Annotated in this window: 27 protein-coding genes; 14 read left to right on the plus strand and 13 right to left on the minus strand. The window is 41.7% G+C overall.

Translation table 11 applies throughout. The features are described 5' to 3' along the window. The first annotated feature begins 202 nt into the window (after window positions 1-202). The 7 genes from PY092_RS05260 (at window position 203) to PY092_RS05290 (ending at window position 6,596) form a co-directional block, all read left to right on the plus strand. The gene (locus PY092_RS05260; RefSeq protein WP_275614802.1) at window positions 203-769 is read left to right on the plus strand and encodes an RNA polymerase sigma factor; all 567 of its coding nucleotides are present in this window, start codon (window positions 203-205) and stop codon (window positions 767-769) included. After that, the gene (locus tag PY092_RS05265) at window positions 766-1,524 is read left to right on the plus strand and encodes an anti-sigma factor (RefSeq protein ID WP_275614803.1); all 759 of its coding nucleotides are present in this window, start codon (window positions 766-768) and stop codon (window positions 1,522-1,524) included. The genes PY092_RS05260 and PY092_RS05265 overlap by 4 nt, the downstream gene beginning before the upstream one ends. Window positions 1,525-1,598: 74 nt before the next feature. Next, the gene (locus PY092_RS05270) at window positions 1,599-1,808 is read left to right on the plus strand and encodes a membrane or secreted protein (protein WP_100817452.1); all 210 of its coding nucleotides are present in this window, start codon (window positions 1,599-1,601) and stop codon (window positions 1,806-1,808) included. 28 nt (window positions 1,809-1,836) lie between these two features. Next, entirely contained in the window at window positions 1,837-2,397 is a 561-nt protein-coding gene (locus tag PY092_RS05275; RefSeq protein WP_275614804.1) for an RNA polymerase sigma factor, read from the plus strand. Between the two features lie 63 nt (window positions 2,398-2,460). Continuing rightward, complete coding sequence (gene lipA / locus PY092_RS05280; protein WP_275614805.1) at window positions 2,461-3,336, plus strand: lipoyl synthase; 876 nt, start codon at window positions 2,461-2,463, stop codon at window positions 3,334-3,336. A 30-nt stretch (window positions 3,337-3,366) separates the two neighbouring features. Beyond that, window positions 3,367-4,377, plus strand: a complete 1,011-nt coding sequence (gap, locus tag PY092_RS05285) for a type I glyceraldehyde-3-phosphate dehydrogenase (protein WP_275614806.1) — start codon at window positions 3,367-3,369, stop codon at window positions 4,375-4,377. Window positions 4,378-4,430: 53 nt separating this feature from the next. Next, window positions 4,431-6,596 carry a tetratricopeptide repeat-containing hybrid sensor histidine kinase/response regulator gene (locus PY092_RS05290; RefSeq protein WP_275614807.1) on the plus strand — a complete coding sequence of 722 codons (2,166 nt, stop codon included), beginning with the start codon at window positions 4,431-4,433 and terminating at the stop codon, window positions 6,594-6,596. On the opposite strand, the gene lpxK is transcribed toward PY092_RS05290, so the two are convergent. Beyond that, window positions 6,593-7,591 carry a tetraacyldisaccharide 4'-kinase gene (gene lpxK / locus PY092_RS05295; RefSeq protein ID WP_275614808.1) on the minus strand — a complete coding sequence of 333 codons (999 nt, stop codon included), beginning with the start codon at window positions 7,589-7,591 and terminating at the stop codon, window positions 6,593-6,595. The genes PY092_RS05290 and lpxK overlap by 4 nt on opposite strands. Window positions 7,592-7,639: 48 nt before the next feature. Between lpxK and PY092_RS05300 the strand changes: the two genes are divergently transcribed. Then, on the plus strand, window positions 7,640-8,734 hold the full coding sequence (locus tag PY092_RS05300) for a Nif3-like dinuclear metal center hexameric protein (protein ID WP_275614809.1): 1,095 nt from the start codon (window positions 7,640-7,642) through the stop codon (window positions 8,732-8,734). Between the two features lie 5 nt (window positions 8,735-8,739). Next, a complete protein-coding gene (locus PY092_RS05305) occupies window positions 8,740-9,519 on the plus strand; it encodes a zinc ribbon domain-containing protein (protein WP_275614810.1) in 780 nt (259 codons plus the stop codon). A 300-nt stretch (window positions 9,520-9,819) separates the two neighbouring features. Here PY092_RS05305 and PY092_RS05310 read toward each other — a convergent pair whose 3' ends face one another. The 5 genes from PY092_RS05310 to PY092_RS05330 all read right to left on the minus strand — a co-directional run bounded on the left by PY092_RS05310 (window position 9,820) and on the right by PY092_RS05330 (window position 13,703). Continuing rightward, window positions 9,820-11,187, minus strand: a complete 1,368-nt coding sequence (locus PY092_RS05310) for an FAD-dependent oxidoreductase (RefSeq protein ID WP_335341888.1) — start codon at window positions 11,185-11,187, stop codon at window positions 9,820-9,822. A gap of 237 nt (window positions 11,188-11,424) precedes the next feature. Further along, complete coding sequence (locus PY092_RS05315) at window positions 11,425-11,973, minus strand: ClpP family protease (RefSeq protein ID WP_127138456.1); 549 nt, start codon at window positions 11,971-11,973, stop codon at window positions 11,425-11,427. 76 nt (window positions 11,974-12,049) lie between these two features. Next, complete coding sequence (locus PY092_RS05320; protein ID WP_275614812.1) at window positions 12,050-12,877, minus strand: mechanosensitive ion channel family protein; 828 nt, start codon at window positions 12,875-12,877, stop codon at window positions 12,050-12,052. A 34-nt stretch (window positions 12,878-12,911) separates the two neighbouring features. Next, window positions 12,912-13,100 (minus strand): hypothetical protein, encoded by a 189-nt coding sequence (locus tag PY092_RS05325; RefSeq protein WP_108247190.1) that lies wholly within the window; start codon window positions 13,098-13,100, stop codon window positions 12,912-12,914. Continuing rightward, a complete protein-coding gene (locus PY092_RS05330; RefSeq protein ID WP_275615003.1) occupies window positions 13,101-13,703 on the minus strand; it encodes an RNA polymerase sigma factor in 603 nt (200 codons plus the stop codon). Between the two features lie 113 nt (window positions 13,704-13,816). On the opposite strand from PY092_RS05330, the gene PY092_RS05335 reads away from it, so the two are divergent. The 4 genes from PY092_RS05335 (at window position 13,817) to PY092_RS05350 (ending at window position 17,779) form a co-directional block, all read left to right on the plus strand. Next, window positions 13,817-14,506, plus strand: coding sequence for a hypothetical protein (locus tag PY092_RS05335; protein WP_275614813.1), 690 nt, complete (start codon window positions 13,817-13,819; stop codon window positions 14,504-14,506). A gap of 154 nt (window positions 14,507-14,660) precedes the next feature. Beyond that, window positions 14,661-15,056, plus strand: coding sequence for a VOC family protein (locus PY092_RS05340; RefSeq protein WP_275614814.1), 396 nt, complete (start codon window positions 14,661-14,663; stop codon window positions 15,054-15,056). Between the two features lie 90 nt (window positions 15,057-15,146). Beyond that, window positions 15,147-15,908, plus strand: a complete 762-nt coding sequence (locus PY092_RS05345; protein WP_275614815.1) for a DUF6090 family protein — start codon at window positions 15,147-15,149, stop codon at window positions 15,906-15,908. Between the two features lie 326 nt (window positions 15,909-16,234). Further along, window positions 16,235-17,779 (plus strand): TlpA family protein disulfide reductase, encoded by a 1,545-nt coding sequence (locus tag PY092_RS05350; protein WP_275614816.1) that lies wholly within the window; start codon window positions 16,235-16,237, stop codon window positions 17,777-17,779. 30 nt (window positions 17,780-17,809) lie between these two features. On the opposite strand, the gene PY092_RS05355 is transcribed toward PY092_RS05350, so the two are convergent. Genes PY092_RS05355 through PY092_RS05365 form a run of 3 tightly spaced genes read right to left on the minus strand, consistent with a single transcriptional unit; the run spans window position 17,810 to window position 20,784 of the window. Next, window positions 17,810-18,961 (minus strand): MFS transporter, encoded by a 1,152-nt coding sequence (locus tag PY092_RS05355; RefSeq protein WP_275614817.1) that lies wholly within the window; start codon window positions 18,959-18,961, stop codon window positions 17,810-17,812. Between the two features lie 37 nt (window positions 18,962-18,998). Next, window positions 18,999-20,267, minus strand: a complete 1,269-nt coding sequence (gene kynU, locus PY092_RS05360; protein WP_275614818.1) for a kynureninase — start codon at window positions 20,265-20,267, stop codon at window positions 18,999-19,001. 52 nt (window positions 20,268-20,319) lie between these two features. Then, complete coding sequence (locus PY092_RS05365; RefSeq protein WP_275614819.1) at window positions 20,320-20,784, minus strand: GNAT family N-acetyltransferase; 465 nt, start codon at window positions 20,782-20,784, stop codon at window positions 20,320-20,322. A 66-nt stretch (window positions 20,785-20,850) separates the two neighbouring features. On the opposite strand from PY092_RS05365, the gene PY092_RS05370 reads away from it, so the two are divergent. Beyond that, complete coding sequence (locus PY092_RS05370) at window positions 20,851-21,492, plus strand: O-methyltransferase (protein WP_275614820.1); 642 nt, start codon at window positions 20,851-20,853, stop codon at window positions 21,490-21,492. Here PY092_RS05370 and PY092_RS05375 read toward each other — a convergent pair. The 4 genes from PY092_RS05375 to PY092_RS05390 form a co-directional block, all read right to left on the minus strand. Then, window positions 21,458-22,030, minus strand: coding sequence for a phosphatase PAP2 family protein (locus PY092_RS05375; RefSeq protein ID WP_275614821.1), 573 nt, complete (start codon window positions 22,028-22,030; stop codon window positions 21,458-21,460). The two genes, PY092_RS05370 and PY092_RS05375, sit on opposite strands and share 35 nt — an antisense overlap. A gap of 9 nt (window positions 22,031-22,039) precedes the next feature. Beyond that, complete coding sequence (locus tag PY092_RS05380; protein WP_127138444.1) at window positions 22,040-22,312, minus strand: Sec-independent protein translocase subunit TatA/TatB; 273 nt, start codon at window positions 22,310-22,312, stop codon at window positions 22,040-22,042. Between the two features lie 80 nt (window positions 22,313-22,392). Continuing rightward, the gene (locus PY092_RS05385; protein ID WP_275614822.1) at window positions 22,393-24,711 is read right to left on the minus strand and encodes a M1 family metallopeptidase; all 2,319 of its coding nucleotides are present in this window, start codon (window positions 24,709-24,711) and stop codon (window positions 22,393-22,395) included. A 60-nt stretch (window positions 24,712-24,771) separates the two neighbouring features. Next, window positions 24,772-25,290 (minus strand): DUF6702 family protein, encoded by a 519-nt coding sequence (locus tag PY092_RS05390; RefSeq protein WP_275614823.1) that lies wholly within the window; start codon window positions 25,288-25,290, stop codon window positions 24,772-24,774. Window positions 25,291-25,347: the final 57 nt, after the last annotated feature.

Consider the following 25,347-nt stretch of genomic DNA (forward strand, 5'->3'; position numbering starts at 1 on the left):
CTCGCATTGAAACCAATAACGAGGGTTATACCAAACCAAACTAACCAAATTTATAATATATTGTCAGGGTTATCACACCCCTTGTTTCTTTTCAAAATCAACTAACACAAAATGCTTTTTCTGTCTTAGCTTTGTCTTATATACGAGATAAATCCTATTTTAGATTTTGGCCCCCTAAAAAATTTTACCAAAAGCATCATAAATGAGCACATTGATCGAGAGACATATTGTTTCACTCCTTGCAGAAAAAGACGACAAGGCTATTTCTCTACTTTATGAAAATTATGGTGATACGCTCTTTGGAGTTGCTCACAAGGTGGTAAAAGATGAAGATTTGGCCCAAGATGTGCTTCAGGAAAGTTTCATCAAAATTTGGAAAAAAGCGGACACTTATGATGCTTCAAAAGCCAAGCTTTTTACTTGGTTGTTCCGAATAGTACGCAACACCGCCATAGACAAGTTAAGAAGTGTTAACAATAAATCGGACAAAGAGATCCAAATCGACGTTTCGGACGTATATAATGTAGGAGTAAAGAGCATAAACCCCGAACATCTGGACATCCAGGAAAACTTGGACAAGATTGAGGATAAGTATAGGATTGTTCTTGAAGCCCTGTTTTTTGAGGGAATGACACAGCAGGAGGCAAGCGATGAATTGGATATTCCCTTGGGAACCATAAAGTCCAGATTGAAAATCGGACTTAGGGAACTTGGAAAGATTTACGGCACCTCCATGTCTTTGCTCCTGTTATTAAATCTATTATCATGAAGGAGAAAGTTAAAATATTTTTAGAATCGGACATCTTGGAAAAGTATCTTTTGGGAGATACCACCAAAGAAGAGTCACAAAAAGCCGAAAGGTACATTGCCATGTACCCCGAGGTAAGGGAAACATACGATACGCTCCAGAAAAATCTGGAGACCTTCGCCAATTTGTACGCCAGAAAAACCCCTGAAGGCCTTAAAGAGATCATACTTGCCAGTGCCAAAAAGGAAACCATGGTTAGCAAAAGATTCATGAGATACGCCGTTGCAGCAAGTATTGCCATAATGATTTTTGCCGGCTCCTCCCTTTTCTTCTGGAATCAGAACCAGACGTTACAACAGGAAAACACCATGGTAACCAACCAAATCAAATATTTGGAGGATAACATGAAAGACCAGTTGGCCGACATGAGAAACCAGTTTATCGTTCTCAACAACCCTGCTACAAAAAAACACCAGGTAAAAGGCGAACGTGAAGCCAAGGAACTCAAGGCCATTGCCTATATCAACCCTGTGAAAAAACTTTCATATATCAATGTGAGCAATGTTCCCGAACTTCCCGAGAACAAGTGTTTCCAGATGTGGGCCGAAGTAAATGGGGAATTGGTCAACTTGGGCATAATCAAAAACTTTGACGAAAAGGACAAGCTTCTCGCATTGCCTTATGCCGACAACGCCGTGGGTTACATTACCATAGAACCTGAAGGTGGAAACAATACACCTTCGGTGGACAATATCGTTGCCAACATCAAATATTAAGGTTTACTTTAAAGAAACCTTAAACACCCCATCCTTTAGCAAGGTATTTTGTACCTTTGTACAAAAGTTGGAATATGAAGTTAGCATTAGTCACCATTGGATTGTTGGCACTTGCATTTGCAGGAATCGCCATTAAAATCTGGGGAAAAAAGAACGGTGAGTTCGCCGGAACCTGTGCAAGTCAAAGTCCGTTTTTGAACAAAAATGGGGAAGCTTGCGGTTTTTGCGGTAAACTCCCTGAAGAACAAGATTGCAAAAAAGACACAGTTACAAATACCCAATAACCCTTAATTTTTAGGTAAGACTCATTTTTTGGAAAAAACCGAAGATTCCATCAAGGAGATTATACAAAAGGCAAAAGCAGGAAACCAAATTGCCTTCAGTACACTCTTGGACACTTTTTGGAACGATGTTTACGGTTTTCAGGTACTTCGCACAAAAAATGAGAATGACGCAGAGGATATCACCATACGAACCTTTTCAAAGGCGTTTGATAAAATCGACACCTACGACGAAAACTACGAGTTCAAGACTTGGCTCATCACTATTTCCAAAAACCTCCATGTAGACCTTCTCCGAAAACGCAAGAGAAGCCTCATGAACGAAATGGAATCACGCAGTGACGAAGTGAAAAGGGTTCTGGATGAAACCCCCACGGTAGAAGATCGATTGATCACTGAGCAGAACCTTGCCCACCTTCTTCAAGACATCAAAAAATTGAAGCCCCATTACCAAAAGGTCATCAACCTGCGCTATTTTCAGGAAATGAGTTATGCCGACATTGCCAAAGAACTCAATGAACCTGTGAACAATGTGAAGGTAAAACTGCTTCGGGCGAAAAAACTTTTGGCCGAAATCATCAAAAAAAAGTGACCCGCTCCAAGGCACAAACTTTCCTTACCAGTTTCGTATCTTTGTAAATCATAAATTTGTTGTATGAGCACAAGCGTAGCAGAAAACGTAATTCCACCCAAAGGAAAGCCAAAATGGCTAAGGGTAAAGCTCCCAACGGGCAAAAAATACACACAGTTAAGGGGGCTTGTGGATAAATACGACCTAAATACCATTTGCACCTCTGGTAGTTGCCCGAATATGGGCGAATGCTGGGGAGAAGGTACCGCAACATTCATGATTTTAGGAAACATCTGCACCCGTTCCTGTGGGTTTTGCGGCGTAAAAACAGGTCGTCCGGAAACCGTGGACTGGGCAGAGCCCGAAAAAGTGGCTCGTTCCATAAAAATCATGAACATTAAGCATGCCGTGCTCACATCCGTAGACCGTGACGATCTCAAGGACATGGGCTCCATAATTTGGGCGGAGACGGTAAAAGCCGTTAGACGGATGAACCCTGAGACCACCATGGAGACCTTGATTCCCGATTTTCAGGGAATCCCCACCCATTTGGATAGAATCATAAACGTGGCTCCTGAAGTGATTTCCCATAATATGGAAACCGTGAAACGACTCACTCGCGAAGTCAGGATTCAGGCAAAATATGAAAGAAGTCTTGAAGTACTGGACTATTTAAAGAAAAATGGGGCAAAAAGGACCAAATCAGGAATCATGCTAGGTTTGGGGGAAGAAGAAAACGAGGTCATAGCCACCATGGAAGACCTCAGAAAGGCAGATGTGGATGTGGTCACCATTGGGCAGTATCTGCAACCTTCCAAAAAACACCTTCCCGTGAAACAGTTTATTTTGCCGGAACAGTTCAAAAAATATGAGGAAATAGGGTTGAAAATGGGCTTTAGGCACGTGGAAAGTGGAGCTTTGGTCCGCTCATCGTACAAAGCGCACAAGCATATACACTAACACCACAACCATCCACCTCTCCCCCAGATTATGAAAAACATCACTGTTGGTATCAATGGCTTTGGCCGTATCGGTAGAACCCTTTTCAGACTTTTGCTGAATCATCCGAACATCAAGATCGTGGCCATAAACGATTTGGCCAATGCAGAAACTTTGGCCCATCTGCTCAAATATGACAGCATTCATGGGGTATTGAACAATAATATATCCCACAAGGACAATCTGATTCTGGTCGATGACAGGGAAATACCCGTTCTCAACCACACCTATCCCAAAGAAATTGACTGGAAATCGCATGATGTTGATATTGTAGTCGAATCCACCGGAAAATTCAAGACAAGGGAAGATTTGCAATACCATGTGAAAAATGGAGCAAAAAAAGTGATTCTCTCCGTTCCTCCACTGGACGATTCCATCAAAATGGTGGTTTTGGGTGTCAATGAGGAAATTATCGAACGTGGGGACCAAATCATTTCCAATGCATCCTGCACTACCAACAATGCCGCCCCAATGATCAAAACAGTCAATGATCTCTGTGGGATAGAGCAAGCCTACATTACCACGGTGCACTCCTACACCTCCGACCAAAGTTTGCACGATAGCCCCCACCGCGACCTAAGAAGGTCCCGGGCAGCAGGTCAATCCATAATTCCCACCACAACAGGAGCGGCAAAGGCACTCACAAGTATTTTCCCCGAATTGTCCGATGTGATAGGAGGATGTGGTATCCGAGTGCCCGTACCCAATGGTTCACTTACGGATATTACCTTCAATGTTACCCAAGAAACCTCCATTGAAGAAATAAATGCTACCTTTAAGAAGCAAGCGGACAGTAATCTAAAAGGCATATTAAGCTACACCGAAGACCCCATTGTTTCTATCGATATAAACAATAGTTCTTACTCTTGTACGTTTGATTCATTGATGACCTCCGTGATCGGTAAAATGGTGAAAATCATTGGATGGTACGATAACGAAACTGGATATTGCTCCAGAATCATTGATTTAATAGCTTTGCTGATAAAGAAAAATTACGTTTGACCTTAAAACCGACAAACAAAAGGATAGGCAAAAATTTGCTGCTACTCTTGTGCATGGCCATATGCACACAACTCGCTTTTGCTCAAAACGAAGGGAATTCAACCTCCAAGGTCAAGGCCGTTTTTGATGAATTCATGCAATATCGCCACGAAAACAAAGTGGACAAGGCTTTGGAAACCCTGAAAGAAGCCGCCAATATTGCCGAAACCAATGAAGACTCCAAACTTTTATTGGATACGTATCATCAATATGCAAGATTGTTTCTAGAGGAAGGTGATCGCAAATCAGCAACATTTTACTGGGACAGGGCCAGTATTCTACTAAAAGACACCTCCTACCCATACGGGGAAGCATTCCATTTGTATTTGGATGCCGCACTCAGGTATGACGAAGGCAACAACTTCCAAGCATTGAAACAGCTGGAAGAATCCAGGAAACTTAGCAATAATAGAAACCTTACCAACAATATACTATTGTTGGAGGCCAACATTTACACCAATATCGAGAAATACGATGATGCGGTAAAAAACCTGCACGCACTTATTGTGAACGCAGATGACAAGGAACGAGCTTTCCTAGCAACCAAGGCCAATCTGCAATTGGCCAAAATAAGTGTGACATTGGACGATTTGGAGGAGGGCATCATACACTCCAAAGCTTCTTTGGAGCTGGCACAAAAACATGGTTTTGCCAAAGAGATCAAAAACTCCTATGAACAATTGGCCACTATTTATGAAGCCAACGGAAATTATAAGGAATCATTGGGCTATGCCAAACAGTTGGCTCAAATCAAGGATTCCGTGTTCAATACAGAAAAGGCCAAATTGGATGTGGATATAGGCGCAAGGGTACGCAATGAGCACCAAATGAACGAAATGAACAAGCTCCAAGCCAAGAATGAGGAGTTGAGCGAATCCAAAAACCGCTCAGAGATCACGGCCATTTTAACATCGGCCTTTTTGACCATTATCTCGCTATTGGCGGTATCCTTGTTCAGGAACAACCAAATCAAACTTAAAACCAACGATCTTCTCTATACCAAAAACAAGGAATTGGAGCTGGCAAGGGATGCTGCGGTTTCGGCCATGGAAGCAAAAACCAATTTCCTGTCCACGGTAACCCACGAACTGCGAACACCATTGTATGCCGTCACGGGGCTCACACACCTTTTGTTGGAGGAAAATCCGTCAGAACACCAGAAGGAGCATTTGAAATCATTGAAATTTTCAGGGGAATACCTGCTTAATTTCATCAATGATATTCTTCAAATCAACAAAATCGATGCCGAAAAACTGGAGCCGCTCAGTATAGAATTCAAATTGCACAAGGTACTGGAAGACGTGGTGGAATCGCTCCAGCAAAATGCAAACGAGAAAAAGACGCAATTGGTCTTGGATTATGACCCGACCATTCCGAAAAAATTATTGGGAGACCCCATCAAGCTATCCCAAATATTCATGAACCTTGTTGGCAATGCCCTTAAATTCACTAAAAACGGTAAAGTAGAGGTCATAGCCAAGATGCTGAAAAAAGATGAAGATCAGGTAAAGCTCTATTTTGAAGTAAGGGATAACGGAATTGGAATTTCCGAGGAACAACAGAAAAACATTTTTGACAGCTTTGAGCAGGGATCTATTCAGATCAATAGGGAGTATGGGGGAACAGGACTTGGACTGACCATTGTAAAAAGCCTAGTGGGCCTATTTGGAAGTTCCATCCACTTGGAAAGCGAACTGGACCACGGAAGCTCCTTCTACTTTGAAATGGATATGGATTATGAAAGCAAAGAGGGGGAAGATATCGCCTTTGAACTCAATCCAGAAGAATTCCAATTTAAAGGGCTGCACATTTTGATTGTGGAAGACAACAAAATCAATCAGGTGATCACCAAAAAAATGCTTACCAAAAAAGAGATTACCTGCGATATAGCCAACAATGGGAACGAAGCCATTGATTTGGCCAAAAACAACACCTACGATGCCATTTTAATGGACATCCACATGCCAGGTATAAGCGGCGAGGAAGCCACTCGACAAATACGCAAATTCGACCAGAACATCCCCATTATCGCACTTACGGCCATTTCATTGGACGATAGTCTGGACAGTTTCTACGAAGCAGGATGCAACGATGTGGTCACCAAGCCATTTAAACCAGAAGTGTTCTACCAAAAAATCGGGGAAAACATTTTTAGGAGCAAAATGGAAGGTTCCGTCTAAAGCGATCCTTCAACAGCATTTTTCAAAACCACCTCATCATCACTGGAGAAGCTATGCGCAATTTCCAAAAAATACAGATTTTCCGCCCTCCCCTTCAATCTAACAAAATCCTTTTCAGTCGTCAGCACCATTTCATATCCTTGGAACTGTTCAATTTCCTTATGGGTAAAGTGATGGTGATCCCCAAACTCAAAATGCTCAAAGTCCACTCCTACGGTTTTTAAATGCTCAACCAAAGGTTCAGGCGAAGCAATTCCTGTTACCAAAGCCACTTGTTTGTTCTTTAATTGGGATAATTGTATTTTCTCCTCTCCTCCATCAGTCACACAATCATGATACCGCAATGAAGCAAACAACACCTTTTGATGCTTTCTTGGCTTTAGTTTTGCAGTAATCGCATGCTTTTCATCCTCCAGCAACTCCTTGGGACATTTGGTCACAATGATCAAATCGGCACGTTTTGCCTCTTTCTTGGCATCCCGAAGGCTACCCGTGGGCAAATACCAATCATCCACATATAAATTACGATAAGTGGTAAGCAAAATTGAAAAACTCGGCTTTACTTTTCTATGTTGAAAGGCATCATCCAAAACAATGACATCCGGTTTGATCAAACTTTCCAATTTCTCTATGCCTTTTCGCCTATCGGCATCAACAGCAACGGCTACTTCTGGAAACTTTTGATGGATTTGATAAGGTTCATCCCCTAATTCCAAAACAGTGCTTTTGGCATTGGCCAAATAGAACCCTTTGGATTTACGCTTATATCCCCTGCTCAGCACCGCCACATCTCGATCAGATAATATTCGCAACAAATATTCCGTCATCGGTGTCTTGCCCGTACCACCAACACTCAAGTTTCCCACACAAATGGTCGGTGTTTGGTACGATTTGGATGAAAAAACACCTATATCGAACAAGAAGTTTCGAACATAGACCACCAAGGCATAGATCAACGAAATGGGGAACGCTATTTTCCGAAGCAATTGAAGCATTGAACGAAAATATAATATTTTATCTTTAGCCCACTTAACATTTTTAAAATGACCGTTAACAAGATAGCAAAAACGCTGGAAGAATTGGCACCTTTGGAACACGCAGAGAGCTTTGACAACGTAGGCCTGTTGGTGGGCGACCCCAATATGAAGGTAAAAGGTGTCCTGGTCACCCTCGACACACTGGAAAACGTAATGGACGAAGCCATTGAAAAAAAGTGCAACCTCATCGTGAGTTTTCATCCCATCATTTTCAAAGGCTTAAAAAAGTTGACAGGAAGCAACTATGTGGAACGTGTGGTACTCAAAGCCATTACCAATAACATTGCCATTTACAGTATGCATACCGCATTGGACAACAGCAAAATTGGGGTAAATGCCAAAATCTGTGATGTTTTGGGACTCAAAAATCCAGAAATCCTGATTCCGAGGACAAAAAGCATTAAAAAATTGACCACCTATGCCCCGAATGCCACTGCAGAAAATATAAAAATGGCCCTCTTTGCAGCAGGTGCCGGGGAAATTGGCAAATACAGCAATTGCAGCTACAGTTTGGAAGGTGTAGGAAGTTTCAAGGCAGAAGACGGCGCCAATCCTGCTGTCGGAAAAGTGGGCGAGGTTCATTTTGAAAAAGAGACCATGATCAACGTCATCTACTCCTTTGAGAAGGAAAAACCCATTTTAAAAGCCCTTTTTGATGCCCACCCCTACGAAGAAGTGGCTTACGAAGTGCTCACTCTTGAAAACACCAATCAGGATTTGGGCATGGGCATGGTGGGCCACCTTGATATTGAAATGGAAGAAAAAGAGTTTCTGCTCATGGTCAAAGAGCGAATGAAGGCCTCCACCGTACGGCATTCCGAACTACTGGGCAGGAAGGTAAGTAAAGTAGCTGTTTTAGGGGGGAGCGGAGCTTTTGCCATAGGTGCTGCCAAGAAGGCGGGAGCAGATATTCTTGTTACCGCAGACCTAAAATACCATGATTTTTACCAAGCCGAAAACCAACTGGTGATCGCTGATATTGGGCACTTTGAAACTGAGCAATTTACAAAAGATTTATTGGTTGATTATCTTACGAAAAAAATTCCTAATTTTGCAGTCTCTTTATCGGAGAGTATAACGAATCCCATCAAGTATTTATAAAATATATGGCGAATAAGAAAGAAAGCACTGTGGAAGACAAGTTGAGAGCATTGTACGATTTACAACTCATTGATTCCAGAGTGGATGAAATCCGCAACGTTAGAGGCGAATTGCCTTTGGAAGTAGAGGACTTGGAAGACGAAGTTCTTGGTCTTAAAACCAGAATGGACAAATTGAAAACGGATGTTGAGACCATCAACTTTGAGATTACTGCCAAAAAAAATCTCATCGATGAGTCCAAAACGCTTATCAAAAAATACAGCGAGCAACAAAAAAATGTAAGGAACAGCCGCGAGTTCAATTCCTTGAGCAAGGAAGTGGAGTTCCAAGAGTTGGAGATTCAATTGGCCGAAAAGAACATCAAAGAGTTCAAAGCCCAGATTGAGCAGAAAAAAGAAGTGATTGCACAGACCAAGGAGAAATTATCCGAGCGTGAAGGTCACTTGAAGCACAAGAAAGGGGAATTGGACGCTATTCTTTCAGAAACTGAAAAAGAGGAGAAAGCCCTTTTGAAAAAATCCGAGGAATACGAAGACAAAATCGAAGAGCGATTGGTCAAAGCTTACAAAAGAATCCGTCTCAATGTGAAAAACGGTTTGGCCGTGGTTCCTGTAGAACGTGGTGCTTCCGGTGGTTCGTTCTTTACAATTCCTCCACAGGTACAGGTTGAGATTGCATCCCGCAAAAAAATCATTACCGACGAGCACAGTGGAAGAATTTTGGTGGATCCTCTTTTGGCTGAAGAAGAGCAGGAAAGAATGGAAAAACTTTTTGCCAAGCTTTAATCCAATAGCTCAGGTTAAGAATTAGAAGCCACCTTAAAAGGTGGCTTTTTTTATGTTGTCATTTCCAATTGGGCAAAGCGATTGAGAAATCTTTTCCTACTTAAGATGTCTCAATTACGCTCGACATGACAACCTAGCTTATTCCCAGAAGTAAGTTAATTTATATATAAAGTGCAAAGGTCTACTTCGACTACGCTCAGTGACCTTTTGAAATCATTTTCTCAGAGATAATTCGGGAAATTAGTGTTATCCTGGAAACCCTGAAAAAAGATTTCTCCCATTCGGTCGAAATGGCACATATTATTTATCATCCAATAATCCAAGAATCATTTCTTCCACTTCTATGGAGTTCCATTTTTTCTCAATATCAGGCATTTGCATTACCCGTCGCATAATTTCTTCCTGCCTATCACCAATCGCCAATGCTTCTGAATAAGGTCTATCCGAAAAAGTGACACGACTGTACACGGGCACCCACTTTTCTGGATGCTTGGCAGCAAACTGCTTTTCTATCTTTTTCTGTAACAAAAATTTTGGGTCAGCCGTTTTACTGCTCATTTCCATAAAGTTTCTATAACTCAGCTCTGCAATGGCGTCAGCATTTGGCTTCCGTTCTTCTTGGTATTCGGAGAAAATGGTATCCCAATCATCCCCATGCTTCTCCATTAATTGGTTTAGCACGTAGATATCCTCAAAACCGGCGTTCATTCCTTGTCCATAAAATGGGACGATAGCGTGGGCCGAATCGCCCACAAGAGCCACTTTGTTCCAATACGTCCATGGGTAACACTTCATGGTAACCATGGCACTGGTCGGATTATTAAAAAAGTCTTTGGTCAAATCTTCTATTTCCTTACGAACGTTCGGGAAATACTTTTTGAAAAACTCCTTGGCATCATCCACCGAAGTTATGCTCTCGAAAGAAACCTCTCCCTCAAATGGCAAGAACAAGGTACAGGTAAAACTACCGTCAATATTGGGCATGGCAATGAGCATAAACTCCCCACGTGGCCAAATATGAAACGAGTTTTTGTCCAACTTATGGGTTCCGTCCTCGTTGGCGGGTATGGTAAGCTCCTTATACCCCACATCGATAAAGTTTTGGGAATAATTGAACCTACTGCGACGTTGCATTTTATGGCGGACACGTGAAAAAGCACCATCGCAGCCAAAAATTAGGTCATACTGATATTCCTTCCACTCACTTTTTTCCGTTTCTCCTGTATAGATTTTGGCCTCGGGCAAATTCACGTCCCAGACTTTTTCATTAAATCGAAACTCTGCACCTTCCTCCTCTGCCAAATCGATCATTCGTTTGTTCAGGACCCCCCTAGAAATGGACCAAATAGCCTCTCCATCCTTTCCATATTTCTGAAAATACATGGGTTTACCGTTCACATGCATGGCTCGTTTATCCAAGGGTATGGCCAAATCCTTGATTTTACCACCAATGCCCACCTCATCCAAGGAACGCCAGCCCCTATTGCTCATGGCAAGGTTGATAGACCTTCCCGAAAACTTGATGGTCCTAATATCCGGTCTTCTATCAAAGACGGTAACCGTATGCCCAATTCTTCGAAGATATATTGCTAATAGGGAACCCACCAATCCGGAACCGATGATGGCTATATTTTTTGGAGTCTGTGCCATAAATGCCCTCTGGGCCAATTCAAGTTAAACAGCTAAAATACGGAATTTTAATTTTTTTTGGTTCAACCATAAGAGACACACACATCCCTCAAAGTGGTATTTACACCCCCATTCCACTCTTTTTGTTTCTAGTGTAATCCATAGCTCTGATTTTCGACGTATATATTCTAAAATATTCCGCTACGGCGCCTATATATAAAAAGTCCTTCACAAACACTTGCGAAGGACTTTTCACTTTTTAGAAATATCGCTGTCCTATTTCAAGATTTCATCGACGATACCGTATTCCACGGATTCCTCTGCACTCATCCAGTAGTCACGATCAAAATCCTTCATAACCTTATCGTAGTCCTGTCCACAATTCTCTGATAGGATTTTGGCACCCAATTCCTTGGTCTTGATGATTTCCCTTGCCTGGATTTCAATATTGGAAGCCTGCCCCCTTGCTCCACCGCTTGGTTGGTGGATCATTACACGGGCGTGCGGCTGAATGAATCTTCTGCCCTTTTCCCCTACGGATAGAAGGATGGAACCCATAGAGGCCGCCAAGCCGGAACACACCGTGGATACGGGGCTTTTTATCTGTTTAATGGTATCGTAAATAGCAAAACCAGAGGTTACGTACCCACCTGGGCTATTGATGATCAATTGAATCTCTTTATTGTTCAACATATCCAAATACAGTAACCTGTCGATTACGTGCTTCGCAGAATCATCATCTACTTGGCCCCACAAAAACACTTTGCGGTCTTCTAACAGTTTTTCTTGGATCAATTCCTGAACTTTTCCTTTTTTTGAACTCATTTTTTACGTGTTGTAAGACTTCAAAAATAATCAAATTCCAAGGAAGTTTCCGCACTTGTTTTTCACAATAGTTCCATTATGGTTTTATCTGTACTTTTTGAGATACCACATCCTTGATCGGTATCACGAACTTGCCCTCTTGTGTTTCAAGGGTAAGGCTATTGTTCTCAATGGCTTTTATGGTTCCCTCATTCCCATCGATTACAATTTTATCACCTACCACATAGGTTTTTCGGGTGTAAAATGCCCTGAGGATATCCGCAACGATTTCGCGGGATCCCAGACCAACTCCCAAGGCGAATGCCAAAAGGAAAGAGCCCAAAATCAAGGTAATGTTATTGGTAATGATGGTTGTGTCCACCCCTGCTTGGTTCAATGCAGTAATGGACATAAAGATCACGATCACGTAGAAAAACAGGTTGCTCACAATATTGGAACCACCGAACTCCAATGAATCGAACAACCGTTTGATGGTCTTCTTCACAAAGTTCCCGATATAGAACCCAAGCATCAGCAGTGCCAATGCACTAAAGAATTTAGGAAGGTAATGCAAAAGGTTACCGATTTCCTGTGAAATAATCTTCCAATCCAAAATATCCGCGGCCACGATCAGAAAGACCAAGATCAAAAACCACCGAACAAAACCCAGTATGATCTTTATGACATCTACATTAAGGTCGCCCTTGCCCGTTACATCCATACCATTGATCTTATCATTGAGCATATCCACTTTGGCCAGCTTCAGAATTTTCTTGAGGAGAAAAAGTACAATTTTGATGACGATCCAACCTAAAATTAAAATAACGATAGCACCCAAGATTTTGGGAAAGGCCAAAGCTATCTCTTTGCCCATACCGGATAGGGACTCCAGGGTCACATTTTTCCATTCATTAATAGTCTCCATAGTTGTTGTTTATTTATAGTGTTCTGTTAGTTGATTAGTTGTCTCCCATGGTTCGGAACAGTTTACGCAAGGCACTTCCCAAATTGATCGAGAACAATGAAGCCATGTCCATGATCAACTTTGCCGCAGCAATATCGTTCATGACTTTTTGCTTCATTTCGGGCGGTGCCTCGTGCAGGGAGGCCTCCAGCTCTTTAAATGGGTTTTTGTGTTTCTTTGCCATCTATTCCAGGGTATTATAGATTTCCAATAATCTTTCTTTCGCTCTTTTGAGCCGCATTTTCACTGCACTCTCCCCTAGTTCCATTAAAGTTACCAGTTCTTTAATACTAGCTCCATCTTGGTATTTGAGCAACAAAATGGATTTCTCTTCTGGGGATATCTGTTCCAATGCCTTTTTGAGCTTATCCGCCTTCATTTCGTATAGACTCTCATCGGGCACCTCTTCGGTAAGCTTATATTCGGAGTTTTCAACCTGTACGGACTTGTCCCGTATTTTTCGTTGTTTGTTCCGGTTGACATAATTGACACAAAAATTATAGGTAAAAGAATACAGCCAAGTAGAAAACTTCGATTTCCCCTTAAAAGTGCGAAGTTTGATAAAAAGTTGGAGGAACACATCCTGCATTAAATCCTCCGCCTCATCCTCGGATTTTGCGAATCCGTAGCATTTGTTGTACACCAATTTTGCATAACGGTCATACAACTTCCCAAAGAGCATAGGGTCGTTGTCCGCCACAATCTGTTTCACTAATTCCTCATCAGAAAGTTGTACGTATAAGTCTTCCTTTTCCAAAAACGCTTTGTCGGGGTTACTTACAAGTATTAGAAACAAGTTTTTAAAAAAAGTCACTCCGGAAACAGATTTATTTGGTCAGGCTTTTTAAAACGGGGCGCAAAATAAGAGATTTTCCTAGTATATTTGGTTAAAAACCAGTCATGAAGACCAATTACCTCGTTGCACTGCTAACTTTCATATTTTTTACTGCCTGCAAAACCGAGCCAAAAAAAACCGAAGAAGCTGCCGAGCCATCCGAAATTGAAAAATCCATTCCTGAACGTGTAGCGGAAGCGCACGGTTTCGACAACTGGTCAGATGTGACGGAAATCACTTTTACCTTTAATGTGGACAGGGATTCCATGCATTTTGAGCGTAGCTGGAACTGGGAGCCCAAGAGCAATACGGTCACTGCCATTTCTGGACCCGACACCCTTACCTACAACCGAAATTCCATGGACAGCATTGCCTTAAGGACCAATAGCGGTTTCATCAATGACAGGTATTGGTTGATGGCACCCTTTAATTTGATATGGGACTCCAACAATTATACCTACGAGCATACCGAAGAGGCCACAGCGCCCATTAGCGAAGAGCCCATGCAAAAACTTACCATTGTGTATGCCAACGAAGGAGGCTACACCCCTGGCGATGCGTATGACTTTTATTTTAAAGACGATTATATTATCCGGGAGTGGGCTTATAGAAAATCCAATCAAGAAGAGCCCAGTTTGGTCTCCACTTGGGAAGACTATGTGGCCATGGAAGGCCTACAACTGGCCCAACAGCACAACCGACCCGATGGTGGCAGTAATTTATATTTTACCGGGCTTACGGTAAGCAAGGAATAAAGTATTAGCTAGTAGAGTTGGTAAAACTGGAAAAGAGGCATTTAAATTCCCCCAGACATATTAAAAGATGATATGATGCATCGGCTATAATCTTATTTTTTTATTTTTTGGTATCGAGATAAACATGTTAGCAGCAATATAAAAAGCATGGAAAATGAAAGTAACATTGATCAGCATTCCCGTTCGAGACCAAGAAAGGGCTATGCAGTTTTATACGGAGAAGTTGGGTTTCATTAAAAAGAAAGACAAACCTTTGGGAGGTGGAAACAGATGGTTGACCCTAGTATCGAAAGACTGGCAGGATGGACCGGAAGTATTACTGGAACCAGCCCCAAACCATTTTGAACCATCCAAGGTGTATCAAGATGCGTTGATGGAAGCTGGCATTCCATGGACGCAATTTGACGTTGAAAACGTAGACTCTGAATATGAACGGTTGACCAAGCTAGGTGTGGAGTTCAGTGTAAAACCCACTGAAATGGGAAATGTAAAATATGCGATCTTCAATGACACCTGCGGGAATAACATTCAATTAGTTCAGGAACTATAAAAAACACTATGTGCAAAATGGCTCCAAAAAAATGTTCGTTCTCTTTTTACGTAGTTAAGCCACATAGACTTGATCACCAATCTTAAACCCATGGCAACATTCTTTAGAAAAATAAGGCGAGCCCTACTATCAGAAGGTAAAACCACACAGTACTTTAAATACGCCATTGGTGAAATTGTACTGGTGGTCATTGGGATTTTGATTGCTTTGCAAATAAACAACTGGAACCAGGCCAATAAGGACAAAAAAGCCTTAAAAGAGTATTTGGTGAAAGTCAAAGCCCACACCAATGAAGATTTGAAACAATTGGAAGAGATCACCTATGGTAGAACATATATTGGCGAACTATGCAAACAAGCTCGTGTACGAATCCTAAATAAAACAGAAGACGAGGATTTAAGCCTATTTATGCAATGTGGGGCTGCTTTTGCAGATTATGCATTCAAACCCAATATAAGCGGATATGAAGCTTTGAGAAATTCCTCCTATTTTGGAAAGATCAATAACACCACTTTAGATTCGCTCTTGACTAAATACCATAATTTATTGGATGATATTGCTGAAAATGAGAACAGTTACAATGAGTACGTGATCAACCAAGAGGCCTACCTTTCAACCCAATTTGATAGGTCTTTGATCTTGGCATCTGCTTTCTTGCCACAAGATTCACTCAATACTTATCGAACACCACAATCCGATTATGTGGCGGTCTTTAAGGAGTACACTCAATCTGCAACCTATAGGAATGTGATCAGTTTAGCAGCATGGCAATTTGATGCCATGGTTGCACAGTACAATCAATTAAAACTACTGGGGCAAAGTGTGGTCAACGAGATTGATACCTTTGAATAATATAAAAATAGACTCGTTCAGCATAGTAAAGAACAAGCAAATAGTGACCTTTTTTTGGGGAAGAATAAAAAAAATCAGTACAATTTTATCTAAAATTGAAAAGGAATTGGAAAAACAACGATAGTACACGTTCCAGGCAGAAATGAATGTCCAAAATAATCGATTACATCCTGACTTTGATTGATGTGGAACTGACCAAGCGTGATTGAGTTTTCACAAGGCACTAATCAATGGCATCAAAAATTTAATCTGCGATCATTTTTATCCCCTTTAGTGCTAACTAAATATTTTTCTAACCTCAAGAATTTGAAAAAAAAAGCTAAAGAATGAAACCCCATAAACATACACTTCCATTCATCATCCTTATCGTTTTATTTTCCTGTAAAAATGAAATTGTTGAACCCAAGAAATCAAAACCAAACAAGATTGTACTGATTAGCGTAAATGCACCAAAAACATATATGCATTTAATGAAACAGGACAGTGTTGGTAAAGTAGTAAAAGACAGTTCGGGAAGAAAGGCTTTCTACCAAAACAATGGTTTTACATACTTAGATTATATGAACAATGTACAGACCTGGCTTCCAAAACCCAAGGTAAACGATACATTGGCAATAGAGTGTTATAGCGACTATCTTGAATTATCCACTAATGATTTCTTTACACGTATCAAGAAAAGTTTTCTGGTAAAAAATGGAGACACCATCATATTTGATTTTGAGGACAATATTCCCAAAGCAAAAATCACAAATCGAAATGTGAATGATGTCGAATTAAATTACAATGGTTTTAGACTAAAGAAGCTATTTGACAACAAATATACCAGTCACTACTTGGTATTTGGTAATTTGTTTATTTCTGGTGGAGAAAATTATGAGAAAAATTCAATTGAATACTATCTACAGGCAAACAAGGACTTTGAGAAGGAAATTGACCTTTTGGATTCTTTAAAACGCAACAACATCATTTCTCCAATAAACTACCACTATCGCAAAGACGCCTTAAACATGTTAATGGAAAAACATAAAAAGCTGAAAAACATTAAAAATTGGCTAGCACGACAAAAGTCGTTGGAAAATGAGGAAATTATCGAGCAGGTATATGGATTTGATTTATCCAAAACCGATTCTTTGATGAAGTTTTCCTTCTTCAGGGATTATTTAATCCAAATTTCAAAATATGATTTGGATATGATCGAAGAAAACAATGGAAATTCCGGAGCATTTTATATTGATTCACGAATAAGGTTCGACTCAATTCTGCAGGACAAAAGATTCAACCACACTGCAAAGAACTATCTATTGTTTGATGCATATGATGGAATAGGTAGAAATTTTAGGGTAAAGGACAAAGAACGCTATTTTAAAAAATTACAAGAGAACACCTCCAATTTGGAGAAGCTGAACCAAGTGGTCGAAGCATATAAAATTGATTTTAGCAAATCGGACAAATTGGTTTTGACCACTTTGAAAAATGATACACTTACATTTTCCGAAGTTTTAAACAACAACAAAGGGAAGTGGCTTTATGTTGATTTCTGGGCCAGTTGGTGCAAACCTTGCCGTGAAACAATGCCTGAGTCCAAAATTCTGAAATCCGAGCTGGAAAAAGAAAATATCGAGTTTGTGTATTTGAGTGTGAACGATAAAAAAGAAAAATGGAAAAAAGCGATAGAACACCACGAAATCTCAGATAGCCAAAACTATTTTATAGAAAACGGAAATACTTCTATGGTCATAGAAGATTTGGGAATCAAAACAATTCCACATTATTTGATTTACAATGATGAAGGAGACTTAGTCAACGGTTATGCAAAACGACCCGGTCAAGGGGCAAAAATGCAATTGGAAAAATTAATGGCCAATCAATAAAAATCGTATTCCATAAAAAACGATTGCACCCTAACTGTTTTTCCTCCTACGCAAGAAAAACGTAATCCCAAAAACCAAGAGGGCCATGCACAACAACAAGATAAAGCTATAGTTCAGTGAGGCACTTTCGGCAATAAACCCAAGGATTACCGGGCCCAACAAAAACCCCATATACCCTGCCCCTGCGATAAAGGCAACTCCTTGGGAAGAATCCACTCCCTTTACATTGCCCCCAATTCGAAACAATTCAGGTACGATCACGGAAAAGCCAAGACCGTTAAAGGCAAATCCAACAATGGACCATACCGTGTGCTGGGTCAACACCAAAACAAAACCAACTGCGGCAATAAGCGCACCCAGTCCCACTATTTTAATGGGTCCTATTTTGGCACTGATCCCATCCCCTAGAAATCGTCCCAGGGTCATGGTTGTGGAAAATGCCAAAAATCCAGCTCCAATGAGCAACTCCGGGGCCATGGTCATTTCCTTAAGGTAAAGTGCACTCCAATCGATAATGGCGCCCTCACTCCCGAAGGACACAAAACCGATAATGCCCAATAACAATAAAGGCTTAAACAATTTTAGACTAAAGGGTTCTTTTTCCACTGGTGCGGCCACTACGTGGATGTAATGTTTCTTCAGAAAAAAATTGATGATGAACACCAAAACCACCGTAATACCCATATGCAGTACCGGGTTTCCAATGACGGGAATCAAGAAACTCCCCAGTCCCACCAAAATACCGCCCAAACTAAAGAAGCCATGGGCCGCGGACATAAAGTTTTGCTTGTCCTCCTTTTCAATCTCCGTGACCAAGGTGTTTATGGCAATATCGATAAACCCATTACTGGCACCAAAAAGATAGAGGGCCGCCATCAACAAATAATAATTGGGCGCCATAAGCGGCAACATGGCCGTTACGGAGGCAAACACCACTCCATACCAAGAGGCCCTTCCCACCCCAAGTTTATTGATGATCTTGGAGGCTACCGGGAAAATAGTAAAAACACCCAACGACAAACAAAATAGGGCTATCCCCAAATCGGCTTTGTTTATATGCAGTTTTTCCTTCACGGTGGGAATATAGATAGCCCAGGTACCAAACCAAATATTGATACTGGTAAAGACCCATGCCACTCCAAAATACCTTGGATTGGACAGAATAAGCCATAAGGATTTCATTGAATGGTCGTGTTTAGTTGGTTCATTTTAGTGCTGCTTATTTGCCCTGTATTCCTTCTTTTAAAATCTGCCCAAAGCGGTACATATCCTCGTATGAACAATATAGGGGCGCAGGGGCCAATCGAATGACGTTGGGCTCCCTCCAATCGGTGATCACACCGTTTTTCATTAAATAATCAAAGATGGTCTTGCCCTCTCCATGCAAAAACACCGAAAGCTGACAACCTCTGGCCTCCGGGGTAATGATCTCAAATGTACTGTCCACCTCCTTATCGATTTCATGAAGCACAAACTCCAAATAGGACACAATGGTCTTTTGTTTTTCGATCAGGGCATCCATTCCCACTTCATCAAATATTTCCAAGGATGCCAAGTAAGGTGCAATGGACAGTATTGGTGGATTGCTCAATTGCCATGCATCGGCACTTTTAATAGGATCGAACTCGGATTTCATTAAAAAACGGGTTTCCTTTTTGGTGCCCCACCAGCCTTCAAAACGGGGAATATCATCTTTGCCCAAATGCTTTTCGTGAACAAAGATTCCGGATGCATTGCCAGGACCGCTGTTCATATATTTGTAACTGCACCATGCGGCGAAATCAGCACCCCAATCATGCAGGTCCAGTTTGATGTTTCCTGCTCCATGTGCCAAATCCCAACCAACAAAGGCACCAACTCCTTTTCCTGCTTTGGTAATGGCCTCCATGTCAAGCACCTGACCATTGTAGTAGTTGACGCCACCCATCAGCACAAGGGCCAGCTCATCCCCTACCTCATTTATTTTTTGAATGATGTCTTCCGTGCGCCAGGCATGTTCCCCTTCTCGTTTTTTCACTTCCACAATGGCATCTTTGGGGTCCAACCCATGGTAACGGACCTGACTTTGCAGCATATATTGGTCTGAGGGAAATGCTTTTTCCTCACAGATGATCTTGAAACGTTTTTCGGTGGGTCGGTAGAACGATACCATCAACAAATGAAGATTGACCGTAAGCGTGTTCATCACTGAAATTTCCTTGGGCTTGGCCCCGACTACTTTGCCCAACCCTTCGGCAAGTCTTTCGTGGTAGTCCCACCAAGGTTTATCGGCATAAAAGTGACCTTCCACAGCCAATTCCCGCCAATCCTTCATCACATCATCCACGAATTTTTGGGTCCGTTTGGGCTGAAGCCCAAGGGAATTCCCTGTAAAGTAGATCACATCCTTTCCGTTGACCTGTGGGTAGTGAAATTCATTTCTATAAGGAGCCAATGCATCGGAAGCATCGAGCTTTTTGGCAAATTCAAGCGTATTCTCGAAGGTCATTCTCTTTAGGTTTGCATCAAAAATACGATTTGTGGAAGTAATGTAATGAAAATCATACCAACCGCATTTCGATGATGTGCTTTTTAAAACCCACTTTTTCATAGGCCTTGATGGCGGGCAGGTTTTCATTGTACACAGTCAGTCTGATTTCTTTATAACCTTCTTGCTGTGACCATTGCTTGAGTTCATCAACAATTAAGGCATTGATGCCCATCCCACGATAATTCTCGTCGGTATACATAAACCCTAGGTAAGCATACAGCTCATGATCCAGATAATGTCTGGCCTTTTTGGAAATGGCATAGCCCGAAGCGACTATCTTATGGTTTACCTCTGCGACCACCACATGGGATTTAAGGTCTTTGATCATTTCGCCAATATCGTAGTAGCTGATGGGGCCTTCTTTTATAGTGACATCGAACGGTCGTTCGGCCTTTATGATCTCTTGTTCAAAATGTAGCAGCACTTGAAGATCGCCCAGTGTTGCCGTTCGTATGTTTACCTTTGGTAATGCCATGGAATGGTTTTGGTTTATCAACTGTTCCAATGTAGTTCTTTTCTATATTTTTGCGAAAAATATATCATGCATTTCCTATCGCCCATTTTGGAGAGTTACATTGCCAACAGTTCGGAGGATGAACCCACGTTGCTACAGGAGCTTACTCGAGAAACACACTTAAAAGTGATTCAGCCCCGAATGATCACAGGACATTTTCAGGGTAGGGTGTTGAGTATGTTGTCCAAAATCATCAACCCCGAATACATTTTAGAGATTGGAACGTATACGGGTTATTCAGCATTGTGTTTGGCGGAAGGGCTTCAAACAGATGGGGAACTACACACTATTGAGGTAAACGAGGAACTTCATGAAATGCAGCGCAAGTATTTTGACAAAAGCGGATTGGGTTCTCAAATCAAACAGCATATTGGGGATGCCCTGGACATTGTTCCCGGCTTGGACCATACTTTTGACCTTGTTTTCATTGATGCACAAAAGGTAAACTACGATGCCTATTTTGAAGCTGTGATCCAAAAAGCCAAACCGGGCAGTGTTATTCTATCGGACAATGTGCTTTGGTCAGGAAAAGTAGTGGAGCCTATACAAAAATCGGACAAGGCCACAATTGCGCTACTGCAATACAATCAAAAATTGAAAGAAGACCCGCGGATAGAAACGGTTTTACTGCCAATCAGGGACGGGCTAACGTTGAGCAGGGTGCTATAAAACGCTGGTAGAGTCCATAAAAAAGCCATCCTGACAATAATCCCACCACCATGCCCACTAGAATATCAATAGGAAAGTGAACCCCTACATAAATGCGGCTCAAGGCAAATAGGATAGGCCAGATGAAAAACAAAATCGCCCATTTCACTTTATGCCTTAAGAAAAGGAACACCAACATGGTTATGGAAAACGAACTGGAGGCATGTCCTGAGAAAAAACTATAGTCCGTTGGGGTTTTTAGAATACGGATAAGAGTGTTGATTTCCTCCGTGTTATTTGGCCTTAATCTGGCTACCGAAATTTTTGTGATATGTGTAATCAGGGTAATGAAAATCGCCAAACCGAGGACGGTCAAAAATTTATACAAGGCCTCTTTCTTTGAAAACTTAAGGTAAAATAATATCAGGAAAAGAATAAAAAGGGGAATCCAAGTGGCAAAACTGGTCACGATTGACCAAAACACATCATAATCCTCTATGCCCAAACCATTGAGATAAACAAAAGTGTCCCTATCCCATTTGAGCAATTTTTCCAACATAGGAGGAATTTACTTGTTGAGATCTCTTTTGATGGAGCCGGAGACTTCGTCCACATTCTTCTTTACGTCATCGATTTCCTTACGGATATTCTTGGTAAAGTCGGTGTCCACATCCGCGGTTTTCTGGATTTCACGTTTAATATCATCCGTGGCGTCTTTGAGTTGACGCATTCCTTTGCCGAGCCCCCGGGCGATTCCGGGAATCTTATCCGCACCGAACACCATCACCACTATGAATAGGATGAAAAAAATCTCAGCTCCGCTTATGAATAGAAATTGCATGCCACAAATATAATCAGAACTTAGGTTCAAAATAAAAAAAGCCCCGTGAAATCACGAGGCTCTTAACATAGTTTTCAATACTATTTGTCTCCTTTGATGTTTTCCTTGAATTTATCAAAGTCTGACTTCTCTTCTTTCTTGGGCCATGAGTTATTGGTGGTATCAATATCGGCGGTTTCCATTTTTGGATCTACCACGATTCCAACCAATTCCTTCTCAGTGGCCATCACTCTTTTTACCTCGGCATCGTTCTTTCTCCAGATTTCTGGAGGATAGGTAACATTCTCCGTGGTACCATCTGCGTAGGTGTATTCCACGATCAATGGCATTGGGATACCTCCTGGCTTATCAAAAGTGATTTCATAGAAATACTTGGGCTCTTTGACCTGGCCTCTCTCGGCCTCGGTCATATTATCCATCATAAATTCCTTAAGGTTTTGGGAAGTCTCTGTTGGGGATTTCCCTTTCAACTCAGGGGAAAAGTCCTCGCTCTCCTCTTCGGCCAAGTACACCAATGGTGGAAGGTCGGCCTCTGTAAGGTTTCTATCGGCCATGTATTTTTCCATTTCCTTGGTAGGCTTGTTGGACACGTAGTACTTTTTAACGCCTTTCACGCCTATATCCACATTATCGGTGGTGTAGAACCATCCCCTCCAGTACCAATCCAAATCAACAGCGGAAGCATCTTCCATGGTACGGAAGAAATCCTCAGGGGTTGGGTGCTTGAACATCCAACGCTGTGCATAGGTTTTGAACGCATGATCGAACAATTCCTCGCCCATTACCGTTTCCCTAAGAATATTAAGGGCTGTTGCTGGTTTTGCATAAGCGTTAGGCCCTAGCTGATACACGTTTTCAGGGTTTGACATAATCGGTGAAATATGACTTTGATCGCCGGCCATGTAAGGAACTATTTTTGAAGGCTCGCCTCTTCTTGATGGGTACTTATCATTTGGGGCAATAACCTCTGGGTAGTTTTTCCCGAAATCCTGCTCTGCCAAATACTGCATAAAGGTATCCAAACCTTCATCCATCCATCCCCACTGACGCTCATCGGAGTTTACGATCATTGGGAAGAAGTTGTGCCCTACTTCATGGATGATCACACTGATCATTCCATACTTAACCCTATCTGAGTAAGTACCATCCTCGTTTGGACGACCGTAGTTCCAGCAAATCATTGGATACTCCATACCTTGGTTCTTCGCATGAACGGAGATTGCCTTGTGGTATGGGTAATCAAAAGTGTGTTTTGAGTATGTTTCCAAGGTCTGTGCCACGGCTTTTGTGGACTGCTCTTCCCAAAGCGGGTTACCTTCTTTTGGATATAGCGATACCGCCATTACATCTTTGCTTCCGATTTTTACGGCTTGCATGTCCCAGATGAATTTTCTGGAGGTAGCGAATGCATAATCCCTAACGTTGGTCGCCTTGAACTTCCAAGTTTTGGTATCGGTGGAGAAACCTTTTTCAGCAGCTTCCGCTTCTTCTTGGGTTACAATGATCACAGGCTCGTCATACGACTTTTGGGCCTTCTTGTAACGCTTCATCATATCTTTTGAGAATACATCGTCACGGTTCTGAAGCACACCTGTTCCATCCAACACGTGATCCGCAGGAACGGTAATGCTCACATCGTAGTTACCAAATGGCAAAGCGAACTCACCGCTTCCCCAGAACTGATGGTTTTGCCATCCTTCCACATCGCTGTAAACGGCCATTCTTGGGAAGAATTGTGCAATTACATAGGCACGGTTCCCATCTTCAGGGAAATATTCGTATCCAGAACGTGCTCTGTTCACGGTATGATCAGGGATATTGTACCACCACTTGATCGAGAAAGAAACCTTCTCCCCACTTTTCAGTGCTTCTGGGATATTGACACGCATCATGGTTTGATTGATGGTATAGGACAACGGTTTTCCGCTATTGTCCGTTACCGACTCAATATTAAAACCTCCATCAAATGGTTCGCTGATATAGGTTTGGGCAAAATTACCTGCCGTATAGGCCATATTTACACCATTTCCATTACGCAATGGCGATTTGGAGTCCTTGGCACGAACATTCTGATCCAATTGTATCCAGAGGAACTCTAGATCGTCCGGCGAATTATTGTGATAAGTAATGGTTTCCTCGCCATTGATCTTTGCATTTTTATCATCCAGGTAAATGTCCATAACATAATCTGCCTGTTGCTGGTAATAATCGGGACCGGGTGCCCCGGAAGCAGACCGGTATGTGTTGGGAGTGGAAAATTCCTCGTAAAGTTGTTTAAATTTACTCTGGTTGTAGTGACCGGGCTCACGTTCTTCCTTTACGTCGCCCTCTTCTTGTGCCATGACCACGGCTCCAAAAAGGAACAACACGGAAGCGAAGCAATACTTGATTCTGTTCATTTTCTATCTGGTTTTATAGCTTTGAAAAGTAACATATTTTAACCAATTGTTAAGAATACATCACAAATTTAACATTCCTTTATTATTCTCCCTAATGAGGACAAAACTCCTTTTGTTTCCCTTCCATTTTATGTGCACCACATTTTTCTGTTCATCGAACAAATCCATAAGTACCTCGTTCTGGATGGACATGGTTTTTACTTCGGATAATTTCACGTTGGGTATTTCCAGATAACAGATGACCACATCGTTATCGTAGCGCTTTCCCAAAAAGTTATAGGACACTACCTCTCCATCCAGTTGCACCAAAAATTTTGACCTGAAATATTTCCCGATGTACTCGTCGGCAATCTTGGATTCGTTCGGGGTGGCCAGTTTGGCTTCAACACCATAGCGTTCCTTGAGGAGCTTATCCAAGTCATCTATAAAAATGCGACTGGTTATCTGAAATGCGCTATCATCTTCGGAATAGACAATATTGGTAACACTAACGTAGAATTTATGAGTGGATGAGAACGACAAAAACATAAGTATTGCCAAGGGCAAGACCATCATTTTTACTCTTTTTAGCTTCATCATGTGGTAATAGACTTTAATTGTGCTACAATGTTACAGTTTTAGGGAACTTTCTGCAAT

The organism is Flagellimonas yonaguniensis (assembly GCF_029193885.1).
GTDB lineage: Bacteria > Bacteroidota > Bacteroidia > Flavobacteriales > Flavobacteriaceae > Flagellimonas > Flagellimonas yonaguniensis.